At 53.1% G+C, this 25,842-nt stretch carries 24 protein-coding genes; 14 read left to right on the forward strand and 10 right to left on the reverse strand.

Features of this window, described 5'->3' with window-relative positions; translation table 11 throughout:
• Nucleotides 1-5: 5 nt before the first annotated feature.
• Complete coding sequence (gene egtB / locus ABD949_RS03705; RefSeq protein ID WP_345240673.1) at nucleotides 6-1,208, forward strand: ergothioneine biosynthesis protein EgtB; 1,203 nt, start codon at nucleotides 6-8, stop codon at nucleotides 1,206-1,208.
• On the forward strand, nucleotides 1,172-2,245 hold the full coding sequence (egtD, locus tag ABD949_RS03710) for an L-histidine N(alpha)-methyltransferase (RefSeq protein WP_345240675.1): 1,074 nt from the start codon (nucleotides 1,172-1,174) through the stop codon (nucleotides 2,243-2,245). Before egtB ends, egtD begins: the two co-directional genes overlap by 37 nt.
• A 3-nt stretch (nucleotides 2,246-2,248) precedes the next feature.
• Here egtD and ABD949_RS03715 read toward each other — a convergent pair whose 3' ends face one another.
• Complete coding sequence (locus tag ABD949_RS03715; RefSeq protein WP_345240677.1) at nucleotides 2,249-3,640, reverse strand: vanadium-dependent haloperoxidase; 1,392 nt, start codon at nucleotides 3,638-3,640, stop codon at nucleotides 2,249-2,251.
• A gap of 243 nt (nucleotides 3,641-3,883) precedes the next feature.
• Here ABD949_RS03715 and ABD949_RS03720 point away from each other — a divergent pair, with 243 nt between their 5' ends.
• A complete protein-coding gene (locus ABD949_RS03720) occupies nucleotides 3,884-4,486 on the forward strand; it encodes an RNA polymerase sigma factor (RefSeq protein WP_345240679.1) in 603 nt (200 codons plus the stop codon).
• Nucleotides 4,487-4,514: 28 nt separating this feature from the next.
• Nucleotides 4,515-4,904, forward strand: a complete 390-nt coding sequence (locus ABD949_RS03725) for a hypothetical protein (protein WP_345240682.1) — start codon at nucleotides 4,515-4,517, stop codon at nucleotides 4,902-4,904.
• A gap of 71 nt (nucleotides 4,905-4,975) precedes the next feature.
• Here the strand turns inward: ABD949_RS03725 and ABD949_RS03730 are convergent, their stop codons facing one another.
• Complete coding sequence (locus ABD949_RS03730; protein WP_345240684.1) at nucleotides 4,976-6,511, reverse strand: SusD/RagB family nutrient-binding outer membrane lipoprotein; 1,536 nt, start codon at nucleotides 6,509-6,511, stop codon at nucleotides 4,976-4,978.
• A gap of 23 nt (nucleotides 6,512-6,534) precedes the next feature.
• Complete coding sequence (locus ABD949_RS03735; RefSeq protein ID WP_345240686.1) at nucleotides 6,535-9,714, reverse strand: SusC/RagA family TonB-linked outer membrane protein; 3,180 nt, start codon at nucleotides 9,712-9,714, stop codon at nucleotides 6,535-6,537.
• A gap of 360 nt (nucleotides 9,715-10,074) precedes the next feature.
• Between ABD949_RS03735 and ABD949_RS03740 the strand changes: the two genes are divergently transcribed.
• On the forward strand, nucleotides 10,075-11,238 hold the full coding sequence (locus ABD949_RS03740) for a sigma-54-dependent transcriptional regulator (RefSeq protein ID WP_345240688.1): 1,164 nt from the start codon (nucleotides 10,075-10,077) through the stop codon (nucleotides 11,236-11,238).
• Here ABD949_RS03740 and ABD949_RS03745 read toward each other — a convergent pair.
• A complete protein-coding gene (locus ABD949_RS03745; RefSeq protein WP_345240691.1) occupies nucleotides 11,235-12,335 on the reverse strand; it encodes a LuxE/PaaK family acyltransferase in 1,101 nt (366 codons plus the stop codon). The two genes, ABD949_RS03740 and ABD949_RS03745, sit on opposite strands and share 4 nt — an antisense overlap.
• 43 nt (nucleotides 12,336-12,378) lie before the next feature.
• On the opposite strand from ABD949_RS03745, the gene ABD949_RS03750 reads away from it, so the two are divergent.
• Nucleotides 12,379-12,921 (forward strand): hypothetical protein, encoded by a 543-nt coding sequence (locus ABD949_RS03750; RefSeq protein ID WP_345240693.1) that lies wholly within the window; start codon nucleotides 12,379-12,381, stop codon nucleotides 12,919-12,921.
• A 50-nt stretch (nucleotides 12,922-12,971) separates the two neighbouring features.
• Here the strand turns inward: ABD949_RS03750 and ABD949_RS03755 are convergent, their stop codons facing one another.
• Nucleotides 12,972-14,159 carry a sensor histidine kinase gene (locus tag ABD949_RS03755; protein WP_345240695.1) on the reverse strand — a complete coding sequence of 396 codons (1,188 nt, stop codon included), beginning with the start codon at nucleotides 14,157-14,159 and terminating at the stop codon, nucleotides 12,972-12,974.
• Between the two features lie 208 nt (nucleotides 14,160-14,367).
• Here ABD949_RS03755 and hemA point away from each other — a divergent pair, with 208 nt between their 5' ends.
• The 8 genes from hemA (at nucleotide 14,368) to ABD949_RS03795 (ending at nucleotide 21,146) form a co-directional block, all read left to right on the forward strand.
• Nucleotides 14,368-15,651 (forward strand): glutamyl-tRNA reductase, encoded by a 1,284-nt coding sequence (gene hemA / locus ABD949_RS03760; protein ID WP_345240697.1) that lies wholly within the window; start codon nucleotides 14,368-14,370, stop codon nucleotides 15,649-15,651.
• A 114-nt stretch (nucleotides 15,652-15,765) separates the two neighbouring features.
• Entirely contained in the window at nucleotides 15,766-16,386 is a 621-nt protein-coding gene (locus ABD949_RS03765; RefSeq protein WP_345240699.1) for a DUF4230 domain-containing protein, read from the forward strand.
• An 89-nt stretch (nucleotides 16,387-16,475) separates the two neighbouring features.
• Nucleotides 16,476-17,030 carry a YqgE/AlgH family protein gene (locus tag ABD949_RS03770; protein ID WP_345240701.1) on the forward strand — a complete coding sequence of 185 codons (555 nt, stop codon included), beginning with the start codon at nucleotides 16,476-16,478 and terminating at the stop codon, nucleotides 17,028-17,030.
• A 128-nt stretch (nucleotides 17,031-17,158) separates the two neighbouring features.
• Complete coding sequence (locus tag ABD949_RS03775) at nucleotides 17,159-17,767, forward strand: porin family protein (protein WP_345240703.1); 609 nt, start codon at nucleotides 17,159-17,161, stop codon at nucleotides 17,765-17,767.
• 5 nt (nucleotides 17,768-17,772) lie between these two features.
• Nucleotides 17,773-18,237, forward strand: coding sequence for an NADH-quinone oxidoreductase subunit A (locus ABD949_RS03780; protein WP_345240705.1), 465 nt, complete (start codon nucleotides 17,773-17,775; stop codon nucleotides 18,235-18,237).
• Nucleotides 18,238-18,333: 96 nt separating this feature from the next.
• A complete protein-coding gene (locus ABD949_RS03785; protein WP_345240707.1) occupies nucleotides 18,334-18,915 on the forward strand; it encodes an NADH-quinone oxidoreductase subunit B in 582 nt (193 codons plus the stop codon).
• On the forward strand, nucleotides 18,881-19,414 hold the full coding sequence (locus tag ABD949_RS03790; RefSeq protein WP_345240709.1) for an NADH-quinone oxidoreductase subunit C: 534 nt from the start codon (nucleotides 18,881-18,883) through the stop codon (nucleotides 19,412-19,414). Before ABD949_RS03785 ends, ABD949_RS03790 begins: the two co-directional genes overlap by 35 nt.
• 73 nt (nucleotides 19,415-19,487) lie before the next feature.
• The gene (locus ABD949_RS03795; protein ID WP_345240711.1) at nucleotides 19,488-21,146 is read left to right on the forward strand and encodes a hypothetical protein; all 1,659 of its coding nucleotides are present in this window, start codon (nucleotides 19,488-19,490) and stop codon (nucleotides 21,144-21,146) included.
• A 100-nt stretch (nucleotides 21,147-21,246) separates the two neighbouring features.
• Here the strand turns inward: ABD949_RS03795 and ABD949_RS03800 are convergent, their stop codons facing one another.
• From ABD949_RS03800 to ABD949_RS03820, 5 genes are all read right to left on the reverse strand, one after another.
• Nucleotides 21,247-21,939 carry a VOC family protein gene (locus ABD949_RS03800; RefSeq protein ID WP_345240714.1) on the reverse strand — a complete coding sequence of 231 codons (693 nt, stop codon included), beginning with the start codon at nucleotides 21,937-21,939 and terminating at the stop codon, nucleotides 21,247-21,249.
• A gap of 7 nt (nucleotides 21,940-21,946) precedes the next feature.
• Entirely contained in the window at nucleotides 21,947-22,933 is a 987-nt protein-coding gene (locus ABD949_RS03805; RefSeq protein ID WP_345240716.1) for a c-type cytochrome, read from the reverse strand.
• Nucleotides 22,934-22,973: 40 nt separating this feature from the next.
• Nucleotides 22,974-23,465: a hypothetical protein gene (locus ABD949_RS03810; RefSeq protein ID WP_345240717.1), complete on the reverse strand. Its 492-nt coding sequence runs from the start codon at nucleotides 23,463-23,465 to the stop codon at nucleotides 22,974-22,976.
• 239 nt (nucleotides 23,466-23,704) lie between these two features.
• Complete coding sequence (locus ABD949_RS03815) at nucleotides 23,705-24,355, reverse strand: sterol desaturase family protein (RefSeq protein ID WP_345240718.1); 651 nt, start codon at nucleotides 24,353-24,355, stop codon at nucleotides 23,705-23,707.
• Between the two features lie 137 nt (nucleotides 24,356-24,492).
• Nucleotides 24,493-25,830 carry an NAD(P)/FAD-dependent oxidoreductase gene (locus tag ABD949_RS03820; RefSeq protein ID WP_345240720.1) on the reverse strand — a complete coding sequence of 446 codons (1,338 nt, stop codon included), beginning with the start codon at nucleotides 25,828-25,830 and terminating at the stop codon, nucleotides 24,493-24,495.
• Nucleotides 25,831-25,842: the final 12 nt, after the last annotated feature.

Here is a 25,842-nt window from a genome sequence, read left to right on the forward strand (position 1 = left end):
GAAATATGATAATAGAGAGGAATTCAGTTGCTGCTTTATTGGCGGAACAATACCAACGCATCCGGGCACATTCGGAATCCATCTGTCGCGGACTGGAAACCGAGGACTACGTTGTCCAGCCCGTTATCGACGTAAGTCCGCCCAAATGGCACCTGGGCCATACAACCTGGTTCTGGGAGACGTTTGTGTTGGTACCACACCTGCCGGATTACCAGATTTTCCACGACGACTTCAGCTTTGTTTTTAACAGCTACTACGAAACCGTTGGCAAACGGGTGTTTAGGGCCGACCGGGGCAATATGACCCGCCCGACGGTAGCCGAGGTATACCGCTACCGGGCTTATGTCGACAACCACCTGAACCGCTTTTTTGAGCAGGCTGACCTGACACCCGAGCACCACGCGCTTATTGAACTGGGGCTTCATCACGAGCAGCAGCATCAGGAGCTACTGATTACTGATATCAAATATATTCTGGGCCATAACCCCCTGTTCCCGGCTATTGACATGCCGATCGACGAACTGACGCCTGATTATCAGCTAGGCAGCCCCGTTACACTAGCGGAAGGAATCTATACCATCGGATTCCGGGACGCCGGGCACAACAGGCAGTCATTCTGTTTCGACAATGAACTGGGCGTTCACAAAGTATACCTAACCGAAACAACGCTGGCCGGGCAGCTGGTTACCAACGGCGAGTACCTGGCCTTTATCGAAGCCGGTGGTTATCGAAATTTTAAATATTGGCTATCCGACGGCTGGGCGTGGGTAAATGCCCACCAGCAACAAGCCCCCCTGTACTGGCATAAAATTGACGGTCAATGGCATCAGTACACCTTTGATGGCCTTAAAAACGTTGACCCAGCCCTGCCGGTCTGCCACATCAGCCACTACGAAGCCGATGCCTACGCCCGCTGGCGGGGCCTGCGGTTACCCACCGAATTTGAGTGGGAAGCGGCTGCGGTTACCGGATCATTACCGTGGGGAGTGCGTTGGGAATGGACCAATTCGGCGTACCTTCCTTACCCTGGCTTTACGACGGCAGAAGGGGCCGTGGGCGAATACAACGGTAAGTTTATGAGTGGCCAGATGGTGCTGCGCGGAGCTTCGATTGCTACCCCTGCAGGTCATTCCCGCCCAACTTACCGCAACTTTTTCCAACCTGATAAACAATGGCAATTCAAAGGGATTCGGCTGGTATTGCAATAGAGAGTAGTCAGTCATCAGAAAGCAGTTCTCAGAAGACAGCTGACAGGGTTCAGGGAGGTGAACAGGAACAGGCAGATGGACTGGAGGACTTAATCCAGGAAGTACGTACCGGATTAGTGAAGACACCAAAGCGGCTGTCATCGCGCTTCTTCTATGATGCCGAGGGAAGCCGGTTGTTTCAGGAAATTATGCACTCGCCGGAATACTACCTGACCCGCTCCGAGTATGAAATCCTGGATACCAACAAAGATGACCTGCTGCAATTGTTTACCGCCGGCAACCGGCCGTTTGAACTGGTAGAACTCGGAGCCGGCGATGGCTTGAAAACCAAGATTCTGCTGAGCTATTTCCAGGAAAAAAAAGCAGACTTCACCTACGCCCCTATTGATATTTCCCAATCGGCACTGGATGGCTTAACGGCCGACATTCGGCGGCAGTGGCCTGATTTACGGGTTGATCCGCAGCATGATGATTATTTTAACGCCCTCGGCCGGTTATCGGCCGACTCCGATGCGCAGGCAAGCCCACCTCGACTGGTAGTGCTGTTTTTAGGCTCAAACATTGGCAATTTCTCCCGCCAGGAGGCCAACGACTTTTACAGTCAGATCAATAGCCGGCTGCGCCCCGGCGATCTGGTACTGACGGGCTTTGACCTTCAGAAGCACCCGGCCGTTATTCACGCAGCCTACAACGACCGCCAGGGCCTGACCAAAGCATTTAACCTGAACCTGCTCCGGCGCATCAACCGCGAACTCGACGCCAACTTTGACTTGTCGGCATTTGACCATTACGAGGTTTACAACCCTGAGAATGGCGAAGCCCGTAGCTACCTGGTCAGCCAGAAAGACCAGACCATAACCATTGGTGCGCTGGATATGGTGGTGCCGTTCCGGTACGGAGAAATTATCCATACCGAAATTTCCCGCAAATTTACCCGCACCGATATTGAGCAGTTGGCGCGGGCTACCAACTTTTCGATAACCGGCTGGTTCACCGATTGCAAAGGCTACTTCGCCGACGTATTATTTGAAAAATAAGCGTCACTTCTTCCAGACCAACTGGTTGATGTTAGCGCCAATCTTCCGGCCTTCCGACAAGCCGGCCTCGTTATCCTGTTGTGTGTGAATTCCACCCAGAAACCGGGACCATGCAGATTCTTCGGCCGTTTCCCAGAAAGAGTTAAACCTCCGGGGCTTGTAGGAAACGTTACGGACCAGATCCTCATGCCGCCCCACATGTGAACTGTCTGTCAAGGCAAACCGCAGGCCGTAGAGGTCTGTCAGCACCGTGGCCGTTGCGGCTGACTGGGTAGCGTGCCCTGACGAAAAGCCGGGAAAGGGCGGCTCCGGCCAGAACGGAAACCACCTGGGATCAATGTTGGCACGCACAAACGTAGAAGGCCGCTCGTTATGAAACGTAAATTTGCACTTCCAGCAGATAATAAACGCATCGGCCACAGACATGCCCACTCTAGCGTAGGTCTCTGCCGCTTTTGCTAAACCCGGCTGAGCTGTTTTGACGGTGATATTGGCCAGATTAAAAGAGTGGCCGGGTGGGGTGAAGGTTTCGCTCGGATCGTCGGCCCACCAGAGTGCAATCTCTTTTTCCTCCTGCGTCAGCTGCTTGTTTTTATCATACACCGCTTTATAGAGGGCATAATACGCCGATTGTGGGTTTGTAGAATAAGCCACCGGCCGGGCCATAGGCATCCGACTATTGGCCGGCACAAAGGTGCGGTTACGACCCCAGTGTGGATGAAGGGCCCGTGGTATGGCCACTTGCCCGTCGGAGGGTGGCAGCCAGGTGCCCGGTACGCCGGGCAATTTATAATCCATTGGAAAACTATTGATATAGCCCTGATGCCCGCCGTCGCTCGCCGACCATTCATAGATTGCCCGCGCGACAGACCTACCGTACTCCTCTGACCGGGTTACCGTTTCGGCATCTACGTCATCTATCCGCTCCCGCCTTACTACCTGTTCCAGCGAGTCAACCGAGCGCTGGTTGAAAACGGATGTGTGTTCGTATAACTGCTTCAGAAGATAAGCCTGACCGGCATTCAGGCTGAGTACCCAATCGTAGGTTTTACCGGATTGGGGATAAGGCAGCCGCTTCAGACCGTTGAGCTGCCCAACCAACGTTCGGGCGTCATGGTTCCCAAAAACGGTTGTTTCATACATTGTCAACCCCAGATAACCAAAGGCCCGCGAGGCATAAGTAGGCGAATTGCCGGGCGTCCGGGTCGTAATGCGCAGGGCCATATCGGCCCACCGGATGGCAACATCGGCAGGTAATGTGTTCAGCGCAATTCCCTCGGGCTTAAACGCTGTCGGGTCAATTTCCGGCTCCGGCGACTGACGACAACCAGCAAGCAAGCCGGTTGCTATAAGTCCTGCCAAAAGGAAGGCCTTTTTATGGGTGTGGATAGTCATGATTTAATACCTTTTAAGGCAAAAGCAAGTTAGTGACTCTACCCCTGAATGTCCACACAAGCCCTGCTTTTCTTCCCTTCCCCGTTTATTCCGTTCGCCTTTCACCCCCTCCGCCTTTCCCTCCATCTCCCTTTTTCTACACTTCATCCTTTTCTGCTCCATTTCCGGCACTTTCCGTAAAATATTTTCTTTCTCTCTGCGACTATACCTCTGAAAGGCAGGCTATTCCTGCCCATTAACCAGATGACAATCGCAGCAACGACCATACCGGTTTCAATCAACACAACAGAAGAGCAGGATCAGCAGATCAGCGCTGTCGTGCGTCGGGAGCGGAGCAGGCTGCGGGACTTTATCCGTCGGCGAATGCCAGACCCTGATGCAGCCGAGGATGTGCTACAGGATGTATTTTATGAACTGACGGAAGCCTACCGACTGACTAAGCCGATTGAGCGGGTAGCCTCGTGGCTGTTTACCATAGCCCGGAACAAGATCAACGATTGGTATCGACGTCCCAAAACACTGTCCCTTAACCAGACGTCCCCAGCTAAGACAGACGGGACCGATGACAGTCAGTTGCTGACCGATTGGCTGGTCTTAGCGGCAAGCGGCCCCGAAGAAGCCTTATGGCGTGACACCTTTCTGGATGCCCTGGCCGAAGCGCTGGCTGAACTCCCCGCCGATCAGCGGGAGATCTTTGTCCGTCATGAACTGGAGGGACAATCCTTTAAAACCATCGCGGCCGATCTGAACGTACCTGTGAATACGCTGCTGTCGCGCAAACACTATGCGGTGCTGCATCTTCGGGGGCGACTGCGGGACATCTATGAGGAATTACTGAATGATTGAATAGTTAAAACGAACTAACCAGCACAAAATGAAACGATTCTGGATACGGCGGGGACTGCGCTTTTTCGCCTTTGCCCTGCTCTTTGTTACCCTGGCCGGCTTTGTCATAATGAGCTTATGGAACGCCTTGTTACCCACCATCGTAGACGTATCAGCCATCACCTTCTGGCAGGCATTAGGTCTGCTGGTGCTGTCGCGTATTCTTTTCGGCGGCTTCCGGGGAGGAGGTTGGGGAGGCTACGGCCGTATGCGGCATGGTTACTGGCGGCAGCGCATGGCCGAACGCTGGGAGAAACTGACACCCGAACAGCGCCAACAAATGCGCCAACAGTGGGAGTCTCGTTGCGGCCGTGGACATTACGGCCGTCGGCAACAAACTGATCCGCAGCAGGAAGAGCCGAGAACGACAGCGATATAAATGGTTCAGGTTCCAGGTTCCAGCCGAGCGGCTACAACCTGGAACCTGAAACCTGAAACAGTTGAAGTAGGTTACTGCTTATCCCACCACACGCGGCTGTCGAGATTATCAGGCCCCTGCCGGGTAATGGCTTCGTTCAGATTAGCCTGGTTCACCGCGATCTCAGAGTCCGGATAGGTCAGGCGGTTAATAAAGCTGCCTTTTATCTCCCTGCCGGGGTATGGGTTCGGGGTCAGCCGGGGAAAGCCGCTGCGCCGGAAATTAGCAAAAGCCTCCGGAAAGTTCAGAAACGAGGCAATCCAGTATTGGGTGTTAATCAACTCCAGACCGCGCGCCGGATCATACGGATTTTTTTGCAGGTACTCCGTGATAGCCGCAGCCGGTACGGCTGCCCCTTCGTACTCACTCAGCTGCTGCATATGCCCCCGTACACCCTCCGTGTAATAATCGGCAGCGTTACCGGTAACCCATCCCCGCTGAGCCGCTTCGGCCAGTAAGAGCTGCGTCTGAGCATGCGTCACAAAATACACCGGAGCATCGAGCCGGCCCATCCGGGTCCGGTCTAACTGTGAGTAATCATAGAAACTCGCCAGATTGTCGGCTAAAGCGCGGGCCGGGATAGTACCGTTGTCGAATCCGAGAGGCATACCGATTTGCACGGCCGGATCACGGTTGATCCGGGCAGCCGTTTGCTCAGCCCCGCTCTTGGCACCTACGTAGCGGGCCGCAATGGAAGCTAGTCGCGGGTCGGAGGTCGACTTCAGGTAGTCGACAAAGTTGGCCGTCAGGTAAAAGTTGGCAGCCTCGGTCGAGTTCAGCGTAACCCCCACCGGGTTCTGATAGTTGGCGTTGCTCCGGATCACTGCATTGTCGGCGTTGTTTCGCATCAGGCCACCAGGTGCCGATGCCGCTTTTTTTACCGTAGCCTCAGCCACGGCTGGATTAACTTTTACCAGCCGCATGCCGACCCGCAACAACAAAGAGTTGGCCAGACGCTTCCATTTATCGACACTTCCTCCGTATAAAACCTCGCCCGCTTCGGTAGGCTTGGTAGCATCCAGGGCGGTGCCGGCTTCGGTGAGTTCTTTGATCAGATCGTCGTAAATACTCTGCTGCGAGTCATACTTGGGCGAAACATTACCGCTCAGGTAGCCCAGGCCAGCCTCCCGGTAAGGGATATCGCCGTAGGTGTCGGTGAGCACCATATACACATAGGCTTTCCAGATGCGGGCCATATTATACAGGTTAGACCGGGTCTGATCGTCTTTGGTCTTCGCCATGACATCCACCAGCAACCGGGTCACGTTGCGGTAGTAACGCTGCCACAAACCGGCATTTGGTCCAGCGGGGCCCCGGTTATCCACGTTGAAGTTTCCACCGGCCAACACCCCGGAGTTAGGCGAAAACATCTGCTGCACAATAGCTCCTTCAAAAACCAGGTTAGAGCCCGGAAAGGTTGTAGTGAGCAGGGCATTGTTAAGAAGAAAAACAGGATTGAGTGAAGTGGCAGCCGTGGGGTTGATATTCAACTCGTCGAACCCTTTATCGCAACTACTCATGCAACTGAGCAGCGCAACCAGACCGAGCGTTAATGTTATTTTTTTCATAAAAGGATTGATGCGTTTTGATATTAGAATCGGATGTTCAGGTTGATACCGGTGCTGCGGGTAGTCGGCAGGCCCGTCGACTCCAGACCTACCAGGTTATCCGAGCTGAAGCCGAACTGCTCCGGATCGAGGTTAGGTACCCACTTTTTCAAAATGGCTACGTTGTTGGAAACTGCGCTTAACCGGGCACCCTTGATAAAGAAGTTGCGGGGCAGGAAGCGGGTGAAATCGTAGCTGAGCGTAATCTGACGGAGCTTCCAGTAGCCGGCATCATAGATTACCTGCTCACCCAGACTTCTGGAGCGGCCCACCGAGTAGTAGTCCTGCACAAACGCCCGAACCGCGTTGGGCTCACCGCGTTCGTTCACACCCACGCCAACCATTTTATTATCGGATTCACCCCGTCCGACCAGGCTTTCTTTATGCAGACCGTGGCGGAACACGTTCAGGTTGGTACCCGAGATCATCTTGCCACCTAATTTGAAATCGATCAGCACCGACAGGCTGATGCCCCGATAGGTAAAGGAGTTGGTAATACCGCCTACGTATTTTGGTAGTGCCGAGCCGAACGAGATGGGCGCTGCTGTCCGGTTGGGTATCCCACTGCCGTCGTGAATAATACGACCCTGCGCATCCCGTGCGTAGCCGAACGTGTACAGCTGAGCCAGCGGCATACCCACCACGTGGCGCAGTTCGCCGACATAGATACCATCACCGACTTTGATCTGCTCACCGGGGGTGTCGGTCAGCAGGCGCAGCAGTTTCGTTTCATTATACGAACCATTCAGCGTAACATCCCACTGGAAGTTGGTCATCTGAATGGGAGTCAGGTTCAGCAATAGCTCAATACCCCGGTTCCGGCTCTGTCCGCTGTTGATCAGCGTGTTGGTATAGCCCGATGCATCGGACGTCTGCGCGGCTACAATCTGGTCGCTGGTAATCTTGTTGTACAAGGCCAGGTCGAGCCCTACCCGCCGGTTAAACATCCGCAGTTCCAGACCTACTTCGGTCTCGGCCGTCCGGCTGGGTTTCAGGTTCGCACTCGGTACGGTACCTGTGTTAATATTACCCACCGGCTGACCTTGTCCGGCCGGGTTGGGGAACAGGTTGGCCCCTACGCTGTAGAACAGGTTATTGGAGTAAGGTCCTACGTCACCATCACTTCCCACTTCCGCATAAGCGGCCCGTAGCTTTCCGAAATTCAGCCAGGCCGGCATGACGTCAAATGCCTGAGAGAATACAAAGCTACCGGTCACCGACGGGTAGAGGATGCTGCGGTTAGCCGGCGACAGCGTCGAAAACCAGTCATTCCGCGCCGTTACGCCCAGGAACAGGTAATCGTTAAACGAGAACTCGGCAGCTCCGTACAGTGAGTTAACTTTCCGTTCGCTAAGACTAAAGAAAGGATCTTTTACCCGGCCATTCTGTGGGGTATACAGGTCACGCACAATAAAATCGGTGGCCTGTACACTGTTCAGATCACTCCGGCGGTACAGTTGGTTACCACCCAGAGTCAGATCAATGCCAAATACCCCAAACGTGCGGTTGGCTCCAATCAGGAAGTCTGTATTAAGCTCGCGGAACCGGCGGGCCTCCTGCACATAGGCCCCGTTTACAAAACCGGCCGGAGCCGCTGCCAGTGACGCCTGTCCTGTCGGGAAATTATAGTCCTGATCCCGCGACCAGAAATCCTGCCCAACCCGGCCCTGCACATAGAGCCAGTCGGTGAAATTATAGCGGGCCGTCAAGTTACCAAACAGGCGATCCCGGCGGATATTCTCAAACTTCCGGCTCAGTACGAAGTACGGATTGGTCCGGTTCTGGAAACGCGACCAGATAAATTCGTTACCGGTGGCCGGGTTGATCTGATTCGCTTCCAGCACTTCCAGGGGCATGGAGTTAGCCAGCGTATAAATCACGGTCGGCGTACTGTTGTCCTGCTGGGCTATCTGGGGCGGGTTCCGGTTATCTTCGTTGGAGTAATTCATGGTACCCGACACATTCAGCTTCGGCGAGATATTGTAGCTGAAACCCAGGTTGATCGTTTTCCGATTGTAGCTGTTGTTACGGACAATACCTTTGTTATCGGTATTGGAAACTGACAAGTTGAAGCCTCCCTTATCACCGCCCGACGATACGGAAACAGAATTGGTCCAGGTAGACCCGGTTCGGTAGAATTTGTTGATGCGGTTGCGCACCGGCTCATAGGGCACCGTTACCCCGCCGAACAGCACCTGGGTCATACCCGGCTGGAACCGCTCACCAAAGCTCCAGACGCCCGAAGTCGGATTAGCCGCCGTAGGCCGCGCCCCATACTCACCTTGGCCGTATTCGTATTGGAAGTCTGTGAAATCGAGCGGCTGATCGACGGTGAAGTTGGTGTTATACGTAACCCCAATTCCCTGACCGGTACCTTTGGTTTTGGTCGTGATCATGATTACACCGTCTTTAGCCCGCGAGCCGTAAAGGGCCGCAGCCGTTCCTCCTTTCAGCACGGTCATCCCCTCAATATCATCGGGATTGATGGACGACAGACCATCGCCCCCGTCGGAGTAATTGCGGTCACGGCTGCCAACGGAGTTATCACTACCGGCATTCCCGTTGTTCTGGCCGAAGTTCGTGTTATCAATAGGTACCCCGTTGACCACAATAAGCGGATTGTTCTGGCCCGAGAACGAGGATTGCCCGCGAATCCGGATCTTACTGGTACCGGCCGCGCCCGTACCCAGGCTGGAAATATTTACCCCGGCAATCTTTCCCTGCAGGGCATTTACGAAGTTAACCGTCCGGTTGGTAGTAATCTGCTCCGGATTCACATTGGCGGTGGCATACCCGAGCTTTTTCGCTTCTTTCCGAATACCAAGCGCTGTTACAACAACTTCATCGATGCTTTGGGAGCCCTCTTCCAGCGTGATGTTGAACTGGGTCATATTGCCGACGGGCACCTCCCGTCCGGTAAAACCGATAGAGCTAATGACTAGGGTAGCATTAGGCGCTACATTCAGGGTAAAATTGCCGTTGGCATCGGAGGTAGTACCCAACGTGGAGTTTTTGATCAAAATAGTAGCTCCGGCAACAGGGGTCTGATCTTTTCCGGAGAGTATCCGGCCGGTAATCCGCCGGTCCTGCGCCTGAGCTCCTGCCAAGAGCGTAAAGCCAAGCAGAAGCGTTAGCACAAAGCTAACACAGGTAGAATTTCGCATAAGTAGGTTGTAGATTTTGAAACAGATAGTTGATAAGTCGCAATAGGCAAATCCTATTGTGTTACCAATATTACTTATTATTTGGTACTAATCAAGGTTCGTTTTGATTATTTTTAGCAAGCCTTTCAAGTTATTCTCCCATTAACACCATTGACATTGAACCATATGATAAGAATAGGGAAACAAGGCGGCTACAGGAGCTGCCCTGGCCTGTCTGATTTCGCATAATCAGCAGGTAACCTTTGTTGATCCTGAAAAAACGTTAGGTTGCAGTATACGGGAATTTACAGGAATCTGTTAACTTCCAACGATTTTCTCCTGTGCTACCCATCGTAGCATCCAAATTAGTTTCAAATCAGTATGGCCAAACTTATTATCGTTGATGACGAGAAGAGCATCCGGGGTGCCCTGCGTGACATTCTGGAGTATGAGGGTTATGAGGTAGACGAAGCCAAAGACGGTGAAGAAGGACTGGATATGATTATCAAATCCAGTTATGATGTGGCACTTTGTGACATCAAAATGCCCAAAATGAATGGCCTTGACGTGCTGCTTAAAGCAGGCGAAGCCGGTAAAGAAACCCAGTTTGTGATGATTTCGGCATTTGGCAACGTAGAGAATGCCGTTGAGGCAACCAAACGTGGGGCGTTTGACTTTGTAACGAAACCACCCGATTTGAACCGGCTTCTGGGTGCTGTTCGGAACGCGCTCGACCGGTCAAAGTCGGTTCAGCAGACCCGGCTGGTAAAAAATCAGACGCTCCAAAGCAGCGATATTGTCGGTCAGTCTCCGCTGATATGCCGGCTACGGGATGCGATCTCGCGTGTGGCAGTCACTGAAGCCCGGATCCTGATAACCGGTGCCAACGGCTCCGGAAAAGAGCTGGTCGCCAAGCAGATTCACGAGCGCAGCAGCCGGGCCACCATGCCGTTAGTCGAAGTAAACTGTGCCGCAATTCCGGGCGAACTCATTGAAAGTGAACTGTTCGGTCACGAAAAAGGGGCTTTTACCGGCGCAACCGGCCGCCGTATCGGTAAGTTTGAACAAGCCAACGGGGGAACACTATTCCTCGACGAAATTGGCGATATGAGCTTATCCGCCCAGGCGAAAGTGCTGCGGGCGCTGCAGGAAAGTAAGATTATCCGCGTTGGTGGCGACAAAGACATTAAGATCAACGTACGGGTTATTGCCGCTACCAACAAAGACCTGCGTAAGGAGATTCAGAACGGCAACTTCCGCGAAGACCTCTACCACCGACTGAGCGTGATTGTGCTGGCGGTACCATCGCTGGCTGAACGCCGGGATGATATACCCCTGCTGATCAATAAGTTTCTGAATGATCTGGCTACTGAGTACGGAGCGCCCGTCAGCCGGATGGACAAAGCGGCCATGGATCACCTGAAAAAGCTCTCGTGGAGCGGCAATGTGCGCGAATTGCGTAATGTAGTGGAGCGGTTAATGATTATGTGTGGCGATAAAATCACCCTGGATGACGTACAATTCTACACAAACTTAGGTCTCTAAACGACCATCAGATTACAGCCTCTTATATCGGAATTGTCGAAGCGCCCGATCACCCTGAAGTACGCTTCGGGGTTGTCGGGCGCTTTGGTTTCAGGCCCTGCGTACTGACCCAGATCCTGCGTCTCAATAAACGCGCACGAATCCAGATTGGCGAGGTCCACGACATTGATGCCCCCGGTGCGACGCTCGCTGGTCTGGCCGGCCCGGTACAAATGAAACGGATCATTAATATCCCTCAGGAATATACGCAAGGTGGCAGAAGTCCGGAAAACTCCCTGGCCGGTAGAATACGCCTGCGATAGCAGTTCGGTCATGCCATATTCCGAATGGATCGCCGGCATTCCCAGCCGCTGCGTTAAGATCTCATGCACCTCTTCCCGCAGCAGTTCCTGCCGCCGGCCTTTCATACCACCCGTTTCCATAATAACCAGGTTGGGGTGCCGCCCCAAGAACGCCAGATCCCGGCCAGACTCGGCCCAGTCGAGCAGACCGAACGTCACGCCGACCAGGAGGATGTTGCGGCCATCCGGATGCTCAATCAGGTATTGAAGCCGGCTGGTAAGCGCATCGAGGTCGTTCAGGAAAAATCCCGACTGGTCTGAACCGGTAGCTTGCATAAATCGCTGAACCATATACACAAGTGACGAGTTATTTCGTTCAAGGTAAGACGGTAGCAGGGCCAAGATATGAAACTGGTTGAGCGGACCATATTGCTGCTCAAAAAGCTGCCGGCTCACCTGGTCATACAGGTCGGGGTCCGCAACCAGGTGCCGGCTGGTCTGACTTCCGGTGGTGCCGCTGCTGGCAAAGGTCAGCGTTGCGGGGGCAGTGCCGGTCCGGACGGTATGATTCTTGAAAAAACTGATGGGCAGAAACGGAACGTGCTGCAGGTCCGGTACCGAATCCGGACGAATGTTCAGGTAGTTTATAAATGTACGATAAACAGCATTATAGGTAGCCTGATAGCGGAAGATGTCCAGCGCCAGCGGCCCAAAATCAGCTGGTGCCGAATCGGACGTCAGCAAGTGTAGTATCCGCTGGCGCAGCGTTTCGCGCAGCGCAGCCACTTCAGATGTATAGTGAAATGAGGTTTGCAAGCAAAAATCAGCTAATTTGTCTTTACTTTACGCGTACAACACCATGCGACGGCAACTAATTCAACATAGTGTATTTCTCCTGGGGCTGGCCCTAATGGTCTCGGCCTGCTTCAATGAGCCCAATTACAGCGACACGCCCGAAATCTCGTTTAAACAACTCTCTAAATTTACCCTGGCTGCCGGTGGGGGCGTCGGTCAACCCCGTCGGGATTCGGTTATCGTGACCATCGGGTTTCAGGACGGCAGCGGTGACCTGGGCGAAGATATCCGGGATACCGCCCGTATCAACCGGACTTTCGGCCGGGAAGCCTGGGGTAATTACGAGATCAAGACTTTTCAACTGGTAGAAGGCAAATACGAGGAGTTGGACCTTGCCGTTCTTAACAAACTATTTTTCCCCCGCCTGACCCGGGAAGGGCAGCGCGGAGCGATCGAAGGCACGCTGGATTTCAGCCAGATTTTTGCCTACCAGCGTAACTTCAGAATGACACCCGTTAAGTTTCAGATCCGGATTCGCGACCGGGCCATGCGGGTCAGTAACGTTGCCGAATCAGATACTATACATGTACCGCTCAGCGGCCGGTAAGCAGCCTACTACCTATTGAAGCGCCCTTCTGGTTTTTCGGGAGGGCTTTTTTACGCCTGATTCAGCACAATCCGGAAGGTGGTCCCTTTGCCGGGCTCCGAGTGTTTGACAAACAACCGGCCGTTGTGGTACTCTTCCACAATTCGCTTGGCCAGCGTAAGCCCTAGCCCCCAGCCCCGCTTTTTGGTGCTATACCCGGGAGTAAACACCTTATGCTGGCTTGACTTTGGAATGCCTTTCCCGGTATCGCTGATATCAATGGCCACTTCCTGGTTCGGCAGGGGCAAAACGTTAAGCCGTAGCTCACCAACCCCACTCATGGCATCTACAGCGTTTTTACAAATATTCTCGATAACCCATTCAAACAACAACCGGTTGATGAGTACCATCTGACTGGCCGGCACCTGACTGGCTACGCTCATCCGAACTTTAGTAGATATTCGCTTCTCCAGATAACCCGCAAACTGGCAGATCACCTCTGTCAGGTTCTCCTCCTTCAGCGTCGGCACCGATCCGATGCTTGAGAAACGCCCGGTGATGGTTGTCAGCCGCTGAATATCTTTCTCTATTTCCTCGGTGATGGAGGCATCGTACTGGTCCGGGTCAGAGCGCATGTACTCAACCCAGGCCATCAGCGACGAAATAGGCGTTCCCAACTGGTGGGCAGTTTCTTTGGCCAGTCCTACCCAGACCCGGTTCTGCTCGGCCCGGCGCGACGAACTAAACGCCAGGTACGCCAGTACGCCCAGGGCAGTGAGAATGAGTAGCAGCGCATACGGAAAATACTTGAGTTGCTTCAGCAGGAGCGAGTTGCTGTAATAAATAAGGCCTCGTTCACCATTCCCCAGTTCCACCAACACCGGGTAGTGTTCCAGGCGCATCTCAGCCACTTTCTGCCGGAGGAACTGACGCTTCTCTTCACCCACCAGTTCCTTTGGCACTTCTATATTCCGGTATTGAGCCGGTTCGTTAGTAGGATCGATATAAATGGCCGGAATTGTATTATTAACGTCAAGAATCTCCTGCATCACAAAAGTGAGATCCTCTGTATTATTAGATTGAATGACGTGCGCCAGCCCTTTAGCGTATAACTGCACATAGCGCTGCTCCCGCTCCTCCAGTTTATCAATCAGGCGGTTGGTATAAAGCAACGATCCCGTACCGACCAAAAGCAGGTTAAGCGCAACAATTATCTTTAAAATGTTATTCTGATTGTATATATCAAAGGATTTCAGCATATAGTCGGAAACTGTGCCGGTATGAACGTGTAACGAAAAACCTTTAATCGAACGTCTGTCGCTAAATTATTGTTCATTTAGGGAAATAGGACGGAAGCCGGATACTCAATTGTTGTTTAAACAGATTCTAAATAGTAGTATACTGCATCATCTTGTTTTTCATCCGGAATTTGTGCACTAATTTTGTGATTACTTGTGATTCGTAGGTATGTTCGACAGCTTTAAATCAATTAGCCTTTCCCACAAAACAGCACCGCTGAATATTCGGGAGCTAATTGCACTTAACGAAGAAGAAGCCAAAAGGCTCATGCATCGGCTGCGCGACTTTTTCGGCCTTACGGACCTTTTGATTATATCGACCTGTAACCGAACGGAGATCTATTATACCTCCGGACAGGACCTCAATACGGAGGTTACCCGGCTGTTATTAATCGAGAAGGGCCTGACCGATACCGACAGCTACCTGCCCTATTTTCAGTTTTTTGCCGTTCACCACGAGGCCGTCCGGCACCTGTTTGAGGTGTGCGTGGGCCTGCACTCGCAGGTGGTGGGCGATATGCAGATTCCAAACCAGGTAAAGCAGGCCTACCAGTGGTCGGCCGATCTGGATCTGGCCGGACCGTTTTTGCATCGGCTGATGCACACGGTTTTCTTTACCAACAAGCGCGTCGCTCAGGAAACCTCGTTTCGCGACGGAGCTGCATCATCCTCGTATGCCGCCGTTGAACTCATCGACGAACTGGTTGGCAACAACGCTAACCCGGCGGTGCTGGTGGTTGGTCTGGGCGAAATTGGTACCGATGTCTGCAAGAACCTGGCCGACCGTGACCTGACCCGCATTACGCTGATCAACCGCACCCGGTCTAAGGCCGAAACGCTGGCGACCAAACACGGTTTTGCCGTTGCCGACTTCGACAATCTCACCGAAGAGATTCGTAAAGCCGATGTCATTATCTGTTCCGTGCTGCGCGATGAGCCCCTGATTACACCCGCTCTGCTGCACGATCTGAACGTACTTACCTACAAATATTTTATTGACCTGTCGGTACCCCGCAGCGTAGATACCGCCGTAGAGCAGATTCCGGGCGTGCTGGTGTACAACATTGACCATATCCGCAACCGCGCCGACGAAGCGCTGAACCGGCGGATGGCCGCCATTCCGCAGGTTGAAGCTATCATTTCGCAGTCGGTTGTTGAGTTCGGCGACTGGTCGAAGGAGATGGTGGTATCCCCAACCATCAATAAGTTAAAGAATGCGCTGGAACAGATCCGTAAGGAAGAAATTGCCCGGCACATGAAGCATCTGTCGGCCGATGAGACCGAGAAGATCGATAAAATTACCAGGGGTATTATGCAGAAGGTGATTAAGCTGCCCGTTCTGCAACTGAAAGCCGCCTGCAAGCGCGGTGAGGCCGAAACGCTGATTGATGTGCTGAACGACTTGTTTAATCTGGAGCAACAGCCGGCCCACGACCCCAACCGGACTTACTAGCCTATGATCAATACTACGCCAATCCCGAGCCCTAGCGGTTCGGGATTTTTGTTTTGAGCCGGTTATGAGGAATGACCGCTTCTTTTCGTTATACCTGAAACGGTTATCGTCCGCATGATTCGTTTCACGAACACAATAGTCCGCGTTTTTCTGGTTGTTCTGCTGGTAATTGGCCTGATTTCCCTCTGGGAGCAGGTCCGGCACCGCGATTGGTTCAGCCGGTTCAGAAAAGAGGAGAAGACGCTGCACAGCGTCGTGCTGAAAGAGGTAACGGCACTGGGGAAACTGGAACTGGTGAAGTACACGTTCAAAGATATTGTGGAGCACGAACAGGTGAAAGATTGGCTCCCGGACGCCCAGGCAGTCCTGATTATCGAAGGCGAAGCCGTCGGCTGTGTCGACCTGACCCAGGTAAAAGCTACCGACATTGAGCCGGAAGGTGACAGTCTGGTGGTCTGGCTACCCCAGCCGGAGCTATGCACCTGGAGGATCAACCACGAGCGCTCACGGGTATATACCACCCGCTTTGCCTTTCTGGACGAGTCGCAACTGGTGAATGCGGCCTACCAGCGGGCCGAACGGCAGATCCGGCAATCGGCGCTGAACAGTGGCATTCTGGCCCAAACGCAGCAAAACGCCGAGAAGATGCTTCGCCCGCTGCTGGAACAGGTAGCCGGCAAAAAGGTGGTCATCCGGTACCAGCCGCCCGATGGCCCGGCCCGCACGCTCCAGTAGACGCTTTGGGTAAGTTTTTGCCCGGAAAATAAACCTGTACCGGACGTTTTTCGTAATATGGCTACGATACCCATCTCAACCGGGCCTATATGAATACGCAGACAATTACGAAAGGAAGTATCCTGATTGCCGAGCCTTACCTGGGCGACCCCAATTTTGAGCGCAGCGTCGTGCTTATCTGCGAACACAGCCAGGAAGGTTCTTTCGGGCTGGTTCTCAACCAAATCACCAACCTGACACTAGGCGATGTGCTGGAAGATGTGTATGCGGAGTTACCGCTTCATGTGGGGGGGCCGGTTCAGCAAAACACCCTGCATTACATTCACCGTCGGCCGGATCTGATCGACAACGCCATTCGGGTGCAGGATGGACTGTACTGGAGTGGTGATTTTGAGCAGGTAAAGCAGGCGGTGAACCTGGGAACGCTCACGGAAGGCGACATCCGGTTTTTTGTAGGCTATTCGGGCTGGAGTGGGGGTCAGCTGGACGGTGAGTTATCCGAAAAATCCTGGTTTGTTACCCAGGCCGACGCTGATTTTCTGTTTGACACCCCAGCCGACCAGTTCTGGCGGGGCCTTCTGAAACGGATGGGCGGAGAATTTAAGGCTATTTCCAACTACCCGGTGGATCCCCGGCTGAATTAGATTTGGGTAGCATTGCACTTTTTGCCAATTTTGTCACGGCCCGGCCACAAGCACCAGCCGGCGCTTTACCTAGTTGACTCGTTATTGAATAGCAGGAAGGTGGTTGACGCTGCCTTCTTTTCTTATGTATGCGTAGATATCCAATAGTTCTGTTTTGGTTCCTGTTTGCTGTTCCCCTGCTGACGCAGGCTCAAAGTGATTACGCGCCCGGCCATTTTGGCATCAAGGCAGGTCCGGCGCTAACGCGCACATCGGTATCGGGAATTACCCCTAACATTCCTAAAAACAAGATTGACTACCAGTTTGGAGCCATGTATCAGTTACGGCTGAACCGCTTTGTGCTGCAGCCCGAAGTGCTATACGCCGTTAAGGGTGGTACGTTTCAGGTGATCCGGCTGGGCAGTACCAACCGGGAAACAACTCGGAACAACTATAACTACGTGAGCGTTCCGCTACTAATTGGCTGGATTCCTACCCCCGGCATTATCCTGCAGGCCGGGCCGGAGTTCAGTTACGCCTTGAATACGCCCCGAACCAATGGTCCCGGCAGCCGGAATGACCTGGGTATTGTGGTTGGTGCGCACTACGATTTTCTGGATATGCTGGAAAAATTCAGCCTTCAGGTACGCTACATTCACGGGCTTAATGATGTCTCCGGCAATCCGCTGGCCACCTTCCGCAACCAGGCGCTACAGGCCTCTATTGTGTACAATTTCTACCGGATGAAGAAAAAGTAGTGACCATGCTCTCCGACTTCGGCATTATCCTGCTGTTCATCATAGCCGCGCTGGCGTTCTTCGTGCTGATTATGTTTATCAGCCGGTTGCTCCGACCTAACCGCCCGAACGTCGAAAAGCTGAGTACCTACGAGTCGGGCGAAGAGCCGGTCGGCAACGCGAATGTGCAGTTCAACATCCGGTTTTATGTGGTAGCCATTATCTTCGTGCTGTTTGAAGTAGAACTGGTTTTCCTGTTTCCGTGGGCAACCGTCTTTGGGCAGGCCACGCTGATCAACGAGACCAACGGCCTGTGGGGCTGGTTCGCCCTGGCCGAAGCAGTCCTGTTTGTTGTTCTGCTGGCTCTGGGCCTGGCTTATGCCTGGGCAAAAGGCTATCTCGACTGGGTGAAGCCTGAACCCCAAATTCCGCATATAGAGAGCCCTGTCCCTAAAAGTCTGTATGACAGCGTGAATGAACGGTATAAGTAATGTTCAAGCCAGCCCTCTGCTGACTGAAACATTGCGGAAACGATTTTTCCACCATCCCCGTTAGCCTGTTGACGGCATTGTGCTGATCAAACGACCATGAATTCACCCAACACTAAAACCGGCGATGCAGGCTTTATTCTGCTCAGTTCAGAAGAATTGCTGAACTGGTCGCGGGAGTCGTCGCTCTGGCCGCTGAGCTTCGGTCTGGCTTGCTGCGCCATTGAGATGATGCAAACGTTCGCGTCGAATTACGACCTCGAGCGATTTGGTATTTTTCCGCGACCATCGCCCCGACAGTCCGACATCATGATTGTATCGGGAACGGTTACCTACAAGATGGCCGACCGGATCCGGCGCCTGTACGAGCAGATGCCGGAGCCCCGTTACGTGATCTCAATGGGCTCCTGCGCCAACTGCGGTGGGCCTTACTGGCAGCACGGGTATCATGTGGTGAAAGGCGTTGACAAAATTATTCCGGTTGATGTGTATGTGCCCGGCTGTCCGCCCCGCCCGGAAGCGCTGATCGATGGCGTAATCAAGCTTCAGGAGAAAATCCGGAAAGAAAAGCCCCTAACGGGTACTACTCCGCTGGAAGCGCAGAAAGATTCCGATAACGTTTCAAAAGAAATACCTGTTCCGACCAATGCCATTTCAGGAAATACAACAACGCATCAGTGAACGGTTCGGTGAACTGGCAACCGCCATTACCCAGAACCCACAGCCTTATCTGGTCGTACCGGCGGAGCGTATTGCCGACATATGCCAGTTCCTGAAACATGACGAACGGCTGTTTTTTGACCTGCTCGCCTGTATTTCCGCCATTGACAATGGTCCAGCAGTCGGTACTATGGACGTTGTGTATAACCTTACGTCCATTCCCTACGGCCATGATCTGATGCTGAAGGTTGTTGTGCCGCGCAATACCGACCAGGAACCCCTGCCTTCAGTACCGAGCGTAACCGCTGTCTGGCGCACCGCCGACTGGCACGAGCGCGAAGCGTTCGACTTGGTCGGTATCCGGTTTACCGGTCATCCCGACCTCCGGCGCATTCTGATGCCCACTGACTGGGAAGGACACCCACTCCGCCGAGATTACACAGATCCGGAGCGCTACCACGGCATTCGTACCCAACCACCCATTGATCCGCCGGGTATTGGCAACGAACTCCCTAAGTAGCGAAGTCAACCAAAGCAGCGAAGTTTCGGTTTACTGTCTATATTCGCCAGTAAGCTTTTAATCTTATACGCCTATGCGCCTTCTTCACTGCGCTTTACTATATATTTTCCTGTTTATTTCACCTGCCATTGTCGCCCAGACGGATTCGGTGACGGTAACGGGTCGTATCCGGAACCTGACCCCTCAGCTCTACCGCCGGTCGCCCCAGGTGCTGATTACCCGCACCAACATTTTACAGGCCAGTCAGGAAATAGCTCATCCGGCTCCCCTGGATGCCGAAGGCCGGTTTCGGGTGAAGGTACCGCTCATTTATCCGCAGGAGGAATTAACCTTTAACTTCAATACAATTACCACCGGCTTTCTGGCCGCACCGGGCACACTTAGTATTGATCTCAACGCCGATTCGCTGTATGTAGCCGAGGTGCCGTTTCGCTTTGGTGGGGTAAATGCCCAGGTCAATCAGCAGTATGCCCGCTACAGAGCGTATGAAGCCCAGAATCGGAAAAAGCCGGACTGGACCAGGCTGACACGTCAGGCGCAGGGGCGCACCCCGGCCGGCGTTCACCGCTATCTGGTTGAGACCTTTACCGAGCCGCTACGGGCATTTGCGGCCAATCAGAGAGTGCTTCCGCTGCTGAGTCGCTGGCTTACGTCTGTTGCCCGCTACGATGCCGCTACGTTCCAGTACGAGCAGGCCATGGCCGAAGGTACCGAATTACCTGCTGCGTTGAATGACTCACTCCGTCCCGCCGACGACCGGCTGCTCACCGTTGCCCGCGCTACGGCCATGGAGCGTTTCAGCCAATATGCGGTTCAAACCCTGAACAGCTCAGTAATCACAGGTTCCAACCAGGCCGGGCGCAGTTTACCGGTGCCAACGCTGGCCTCGCTGGTCGAACGTTACGGTAAAAACCTGACCGAATCGGAACGGCAGCGCCTGCGGAACATCGGCTCGGCCGGTGCTATCAAACCCCAGGACCTTCGGTTTGTCAATTCACTGGTAGAGCGCAGCGCCGATCTGTTTCAGCGCCTGATGACCTACGAAGCCCTGATCCGCCAAAGCCAGAACCGCTTCGACACCCCCTCGGTCGATTACCTGCGGGGCTACGCGCTGGTCAGCGCCCTCCCTACCCTGACGCTGACCGATGCCCAGCTTTTTTACGGCCACATACGCCCTCAGATTAAAGATGCCTACCTCGGTCCTTCCCTAAGCGATGTTTATTACCGGGAAACAAAAGATAGTCTGCTGATCCGGGAAGCGGCCGGACGGCTCGCTACCGGCGACTCGCTGAGTGGTCTGAACGAAATTGCACCGGGTATTTTTGCCACCCGAAACCGGACTACACCCGGCTCGCAGTTATTTAGTAAGCTGTTGAAAAACAACGCCGGTAAAGTAGTCTATGCGCTGATCTGGTCGCCATCCGTGGAGAGTAGTCAGCAGGTAGCCCTGGCAGCCCAACGGCTGCGGGATGTGTTCAGCCCCCGCGAATTATCGCTGCTGTACATAGCGGCACCGGACGTTGATCCAACACTCTGGCAGGAATTCATTGTCAAGCGCAACCTCAAAGGTGACCACCTGTACCTCTCCGCCGAACAGTGGAGCGAGGGTATTTCCCAGCTTGGTACCGACTATATTACCGTTTTTGACCGGGCTGGAAAGCGGCAACGGCGCAGCGCCATTGATCCGCAGGAGTTCGACAAGCTGGTAACGCAGTTACAAAAGCTGCTATAGGGTATAGAGCATCAATAAGCCCCGCCCGAATGACCTGCTGTTGAAATAGGCTTTCCTGCGGGGCTTTTGTTCAGGTAGTGTTACTTCTTTTCCTTCCTTTTCACCAGGCAACCGCTAGTGGACGTTTCACCTGTATTTCTTCGTGGAAACGTAATTCTATGGGTTTTCCGTGGTGTTCCAGTTGAATACGAATCGGGTGTTTCTCGGCGGGACGCATCGTAGGCCACCAACCACGACCCGCCCTGGGCACGATCAGCAGTCCTTCCGACTCGCCCATCACCACAAAGTCCGGCATCCGGGGGCCTTCGGCAAAGTAGGGAATGGCGTAATTGGCCAGCAGAAACTCACCTGCTTCACTCACCGAATCGACAGGTACCCCTACTTCGTTGATGCTCAGAATGGATGACGAGTTGAATGACTTATACGAAACATTGTTGAGCTCATGTCTGGCAATAAACTCTAGGATTGTACCGTGGTTATCTAGGAAGTAGAACGCATGCGCGTTCCAATTCTCAAAATGAGCAATCTTCCGGCCATCCGTAAAGGGCAGTACACCCGTCCGCTTCGAGAGCCAGGCAAAGGCCTCCTGCATCTGGTTGGATGGAATCAGGAACGCCAAGTGGTAAAACGGTTGCGTCTGGGTATTGACTCTGAAGTGCAGTTGTGACCAGCCCACCTGAAACGTTACCGATTTCGCCATCAGATCTACGATGGGTAACCCCAACCGGCCGCCGTAAAAGGCTACCGTACCGGCTATATCGTTGGTCTCGAGATATACAGATTTGATCTTCATGGCCATGTTACTTTTGCGCTACCTGCACGCCGGAATCAGACGCCGGCTTAAACTTCACTACCTGGTTACGCATAGGCTTAACGGACCGCAGGTAGGCATAGATCGCTTTCAGATCGCTATCCTTCATACCGGCATACATGGTCCACGGCATAATTGAGTTATAGTCCTTCATCCCCGTGACCGGAATATTCTGTGGATCATTATAGGCTTTAAAGCGCTGCAAAAACTGCTCTTCGGTCCAGTTACCCAAACCGGTTTCCTTATCGGGTGTCAGGTTCGCGGTCTGGAGTGTACCAGCAGGTATCTTAAACTCCCGACCACCAGCCAAAGCCTTATCTTCCGAGGCCGTATGGCAATCCTGGCAACTCGCTGCCAGCACCAGGTACTTTCCGTAGGCGAGCTGATCGGTTGTGTCAGGCCGGGTTACAGGCTCAGCCGCTGCCGGCATGGTACGCACAATAACGTTCAGCGGAAAATCAAGCTGGCGCTTCGGATGCGCAGCCTCAACAGCCGGAATCGTGCGGAGGTAAGCGATAATGGATTTCACGTCCTCGGTATCCATTTTCCCGAAGGAATGATACGGCATAATGGGGAAGAGCGGCTCACCGTTCCGGTCAACACCGGTGGTAATGGCCCGGTACAACTCGCCGTCGGTCCAGTTGCCAATGGCAGCCGGCGTAATGTTCTTGGCGTATATTTCGCCGGGTAAGCCGATCTCGTGGCCAAACTTATCGCCACCTCTACCCAGCGTACCGGGTGTAAGCGGTCCGGAGAATTTGCTCCAGTCACGGGTCGAATGGCAATCCATACAAACCGCTACATTATTGGCCAGATAGCGCCCCCGCTCAATCTGGGCCTTTGTTCCCTCTACCTTTAATTCGGGAGCAGGCCCCACGTTGGGTAACCCCAGTTGGATAAACGCCAGAACACACAGGGCGATAACGGCGACTCCGCCGACAACAAATAATCCGATGCGAATTAATTTACGTTTCATGAATAGAATAGTGTGGATATAGTAAATGGTGGATAATGCCTTAACGGACGGCCTGAAGGGTCATGGTGGCTTTTAATGATGTCTGACCGTCTGAGGGCAGGATGTCAAACCGAATTTTCAGGGTACCGGCAGTGCTTTCCAACACCTGCCATTGCTCCATCTCACTGTCGTTCTTCAGATCCACCAGACTAATAACCTGGGTTTCCGGATCGTAGATCCAATGGGCAGTCAGTTCTTTATGCGGTTCATCAGGACGGCAACGCAGCGACCCTTTGTCAGTAATCAGGTTACTGTTGGCTTCAAAAATCAGCGCGTCGTCTTTTTCACAGGCGCTCATGAACGACAGCAGCTCACTATCGGGCTGGCCGTCTCCGTTAAAATCAACCGGTGTGTCGAGTTTAACCGACTGTACCGTCCAGGCTTTGCTGACAAAAGAAGGAGCAACTGTAGATGTAGCTGTTCTGAAGGCTACCATTCCGAGGAGCAGGCCCAGCCCGAGGGGCAGTGCCAGCAAATACGCGAAGCGTTTCATGGTGTATTTGTTGTGGTTGTAGTGTGGATAGAAACGGAATAAGCTTTTGTGCCGCCGTTTGTTGAGTCAAAGTTGGCTTATTCATTGTTGCTTCTCAATCAACAGATAAGTCAAGTGGTAAAAAGGCAGGTTGAACTGGCAAATCGACCGGTTCAACCTGCCTGAAAAGCGACCGGCGCGGACACGCTCCTGATGGAGGTATCCGCGCCGGCGGGTAATGAAACGGCAATAGCCGGAAGTTACTTCATGTATGTACCGAAGACATGGTCCCAGATCGGCGATGACACGCCATAGTTGCTGTGCGGGTCTTTGTAGTGGTGAACACTGTGGTTAATCCAAAGCCACTTAAACATATTCTTCGGTGGCGTATAAGCATGGACAATGTAATGCACCAGCAAATACCCCGAATAGCCTACCAGAAAACCTGGATAAAATGCGTAGGCAGATTCACCCATCAATGTGGTAAACAGTCCGAAAAATACAACCCATATCACCACACCGAGGGCTGGCGGCAAGGCCAGCCGGGACTTGTCTTTCGGATACTCATGATGCACGCCATGAAAGGTGTACTGAATCTTAGCCCGCCGGGGTGTGGTAGGCTCCAGGTGGTACAGGTAACGATGCAGTACATATTCAAACAGCGTAAAGACAAACCACCCGGATGTAAACAGCGCGGCAATGACGTAAGCCGACAAATCCGTGTAGGTAAACGCGTACCACATCAGCACAACGGCCGATACCATCCACATTGATATAGGTACCGCAATGTGCGTACGGGAAAGCGCTTCCAGAATCGGATTATCAAATAATGGGCGGGTACCGCTATTCTTTGGCCTTGCATGACCAGGCCTGGCCTGGGCCGACTTCACTTTTTCAGCTTCTCCTTGCATACAGTTGAATCATTCGGTGATTGGTGCGAAAATAGTGGATTTTAAAATACGTTCAATTGATTAAAACGCGTGTTTACTTTATGAAACCAGGAAATGATCCAGTTTTCAGATGAATAAACGAGAAGCAAACCAACTTGTTACGTTTTTTCGACAACCAGTTGATCTTCTATTTTTTGCTTCGCGGCTTCAAAATTTGCTTTGGGCAGTTTTGGTTTAATAATCAGCCGCAGTGACTGGTCATAACTGAAATACCCCCACATCCAGTTGATTAAGATCAGCAGGCGGTTCTTTACGCCAATAATATTGACCAGATGAACAAATAACCAGGTAAGCCAGGCAAAATAACCCTGAAACTTAGCCTTCGGCAGATCCACCACGGCCAATCCCCGGCCAATGGTCGCCATGGTACCTAAGTCACGGAACCGGAACTCCTCCAGCGGTTCTCCTTTCACCAGATGGGTGAGGTTCTTAGCGAGGTGCTTTCCCTGTTGAATGGCAGGAGTAGCGGTCTGCGGGTGCCCGTTCGGCCAGTCCTCTTCGGCCATCATGGCTACGTCGCCGATAGCATAGACATTGCTGAGGCCTTCTACCTGGTTGAAGCGGTTTACGGTGACCCGTCCGCCCCGGCCGACTACCGCTTCGGGCAGGCCGTTGAGCGGACTGGCTTTTACGCCGGCGGCCCAGACCAGGTTGTTGGTTCGCAGTTTCGAGCCGTCGTTCATGAATACGTGCTGACCGTCGAAATCGGTAACCCGGGTCTTCAGCATAACATTAACGCCTAACCCCTCCAGATATTCCTGCGATTTTACCTGTGACTCAACCGACATTGGCCCCAGCAGCTCGGCACCAGATTCGATCAGGTAAATTTGCATAATGTTAAAATTCAACTCGGGATAGTCGCGGGGGAGTACCGTCTTTTTCATTTCGGCGAAGGTGCCGCACAGCTCCACACCTGTAGGGCCTCCACCTACGACCACAATGTTCATTAATCCCTGCTTTTCATCATCTGTTGTGACGCTCAGCGCATCCTCCAGATTTTGCAGCACCCGGTTACGTAGCGCAATGGCTTCGGCAACGGACTTCATCGGCAACGCCCGCTCCTGAATGTTTTTCATGCCGAAAAAATTCGTATCAGCTCCGGTAGCCAGCACCAGGTAGTCGTATTCGATGGGCCCCAGGCCGGTATCAACCACCTGGGTATCGGTATGAATCTGAGTGGCTTCGGTAACACGGATGTGGACGTTCTTACAAGTCTGAAAAACCTTTCGCAGCGGAAAAAGAATAGACGAAGCATCCAGTCCGGCCGTGGCCACCTGGTAATACAGTGGCTGAAACTGGTGGAAGTTATATTTATCGATCAGAACAATCTGGAACTCGTTCCGGCGAGACAGCCTCCGGGCCAGATGCAGCCCCCCGAAGCCCGCGCCGATAATCACCACGCGCTTACGGTCTGTACGAGGAATGTTCGGATTCATGTTGTTTCCATT

The sequence above is a fragment of the Nibrella saemangeumensis genome (assembly GCF_039541915.1).
Classification (GTDB): Bacteria; Bacteroidota; Bacteroidia; order Cytophagales; family Spirosomataceae; genus Nibrella; species Nibrella saemangeumensis.

Excerpts from the sequence above, each read along its gene's own strand:
- egtB (WP_345240673.1), top strand. The coding sequence starts at position 6 with ATGATAATAGAGAGGAATTCAGTTGCTGCTTTATTGGCGGAACAATAC.
- ABD949_RS03810 (WP_345240717.1), bottom strand. The coding sequence starts at position 23,465 with ATGAAACGCTTCGCGTATTTGCTGGCACTGCCCCTCGGGCTGGGCCTG.
- ABD949_RS03740 (WP_345240688.1), top strand. The coding sequence starts at position 10,075 with ATGGCCAAACTTATTATCGTTGATGACGAGAAGAGCATCCGGGGTGCC.
- hemA (WP_345240697.1), top strand. The coding sequence starts at position 14,368 with ATGTTCGACAGCTTTAAATCAATTAGCCTTTCCCACAAAACAGCACCG.
- ABD949_RS03800 (WP_345240714.1), bottom strand. The coding sequence starts at position 21,939 with ATGAAGATCAAATCTGTATATCTCGAGACCAACGATATAGCCGGTACG.
- egtD (WP_345240675.1), top strand. The coding sequence starts at position 1,172 with ATGGCAATTCAAAGGGATTCGGCTGGTATTGCAATAGAGAGTAGTCAG.
- ABD949_RS03720 (WP_345240679.1), top strand. The coding sequence starts at position 3,884 with ATGACAATCGCAGCAACGACCATACCGGTTTCAATCAACACAACAGAA.
- ABD949_RS03770 (WP_345240701.1), top strand. The coding sequence starts at position 16,476 with ATGAATACGCAGACAATTACGAAAGGAAGTATCCTGATTGCCGAGCCT.
- ABD949_RS03755 (WP_345240695.1), bottom strand. The coding sequence starts at position 14,159 with ATGCTGAAATCCTTTGATATATACAATCAGAATAACATTTTAAAGATA.
- ABD949_RS03815 (WP_345240718.1), bottom strand. The coding sequence starts at position 24,355 with ATGCAAGGAGAAGCTGAAAAAGTGAAGTCGGCCCAGGCCAGGCCTGGT.
- ABD949_RS03790 (WP_345240709.1), top strand. The coding sequence starts at position 18,881 with ATGCCATTTCAGGAAATACAACAACGCATCAGTGAACGGTTCGGTGAA.
- ABD949_RS03730 (WP_345240684.1), bottom strand. The coding sequence starts at position 6,511 with ATGAAAAAAATAACATTAACGCTCGGTCTGGTTGCGCTGCTCAGTTGC.
- ABD949_RS03750 (WP_345240693.1), top strand. The coding sequence starts at position 12,379 with ATGCGACGGCAACTAATTCAACATAGTGTATTTCTCCTGGGGCTGGCC.
- ABD949_RS03780 (WP_345240705.1), top strand. The coding sequence starts at position 17,773 with ATGCTCTCCGACTTCGGCATTATCCTGCTGTTCATCATAGCCGCGCTG.
- ABD949_RS03775 (WP_345240703.1), top strand. The coding sequence starts at position 17,159 with ATGCGTAGATATCCAATAGTTCTGTTTTGGTTCCTGTTTGCTGTTCCC.
- ABD949_RS03805 (WP_345240716.1), bottom strand. The coding sequence starts at position 22,933 with ATGAAACGTAAATTAATTCGCATCGGATTATTTGTTGTCGGCGGAGTC.
- ABD949_RS03765 (WP_345240699.1), top strand. The coding sequence starts at position 15,766 with ATGATTCGTTTCACGAACACAATAGTCCGCGTTTTTCTGGTTGTTCTG.
- ABD949_RS03725 (WP_345240682.1), top strand. The coding sequence starts at position 4,515 with ATGAAACGATTCTGGATACGGCGGGGACTGCGCTTTTTCGCCTTTGCC.
- ABD949_RS03795 (WP_345240711.1), top strand. The coding sequence starts at position 19,488 with ATGCGCCTTCTTCACTGCGCTTTACTATATATTTTCCTGTTTATTTCA.
- ABD949_RS03820 (WP_345240720.1), bottom strand. The coding sequence starts at position 25,830 with ATGAATCCGAACATTCCTCGTACAGACCGTAAGCGCGTGGTGATTATC.
- ABD949_RS03715 (WP_345240677.1), bottom strand. The coding sequence starts at position 3,640 with ATGACTATCCACACCCATAAAAAGGCCTTCCTTTTGGCAGGACTTATA.
- ABD949_RS03785 (WP_345240707.1), top strand. The coding sequence starts at position 18,334 with ATGAATTCACCCAACACTAAAACCGGCGATGCAGGCTTTATTCTGCTC.
- ABD949_RS03735 (WP_345240686.1), bottom strand. The coding sequence starts at position 9,714 with ATGCGAAATTCTACCTGTGTTAGCTTTGTGCTAACGCTTCTGCTTGGC.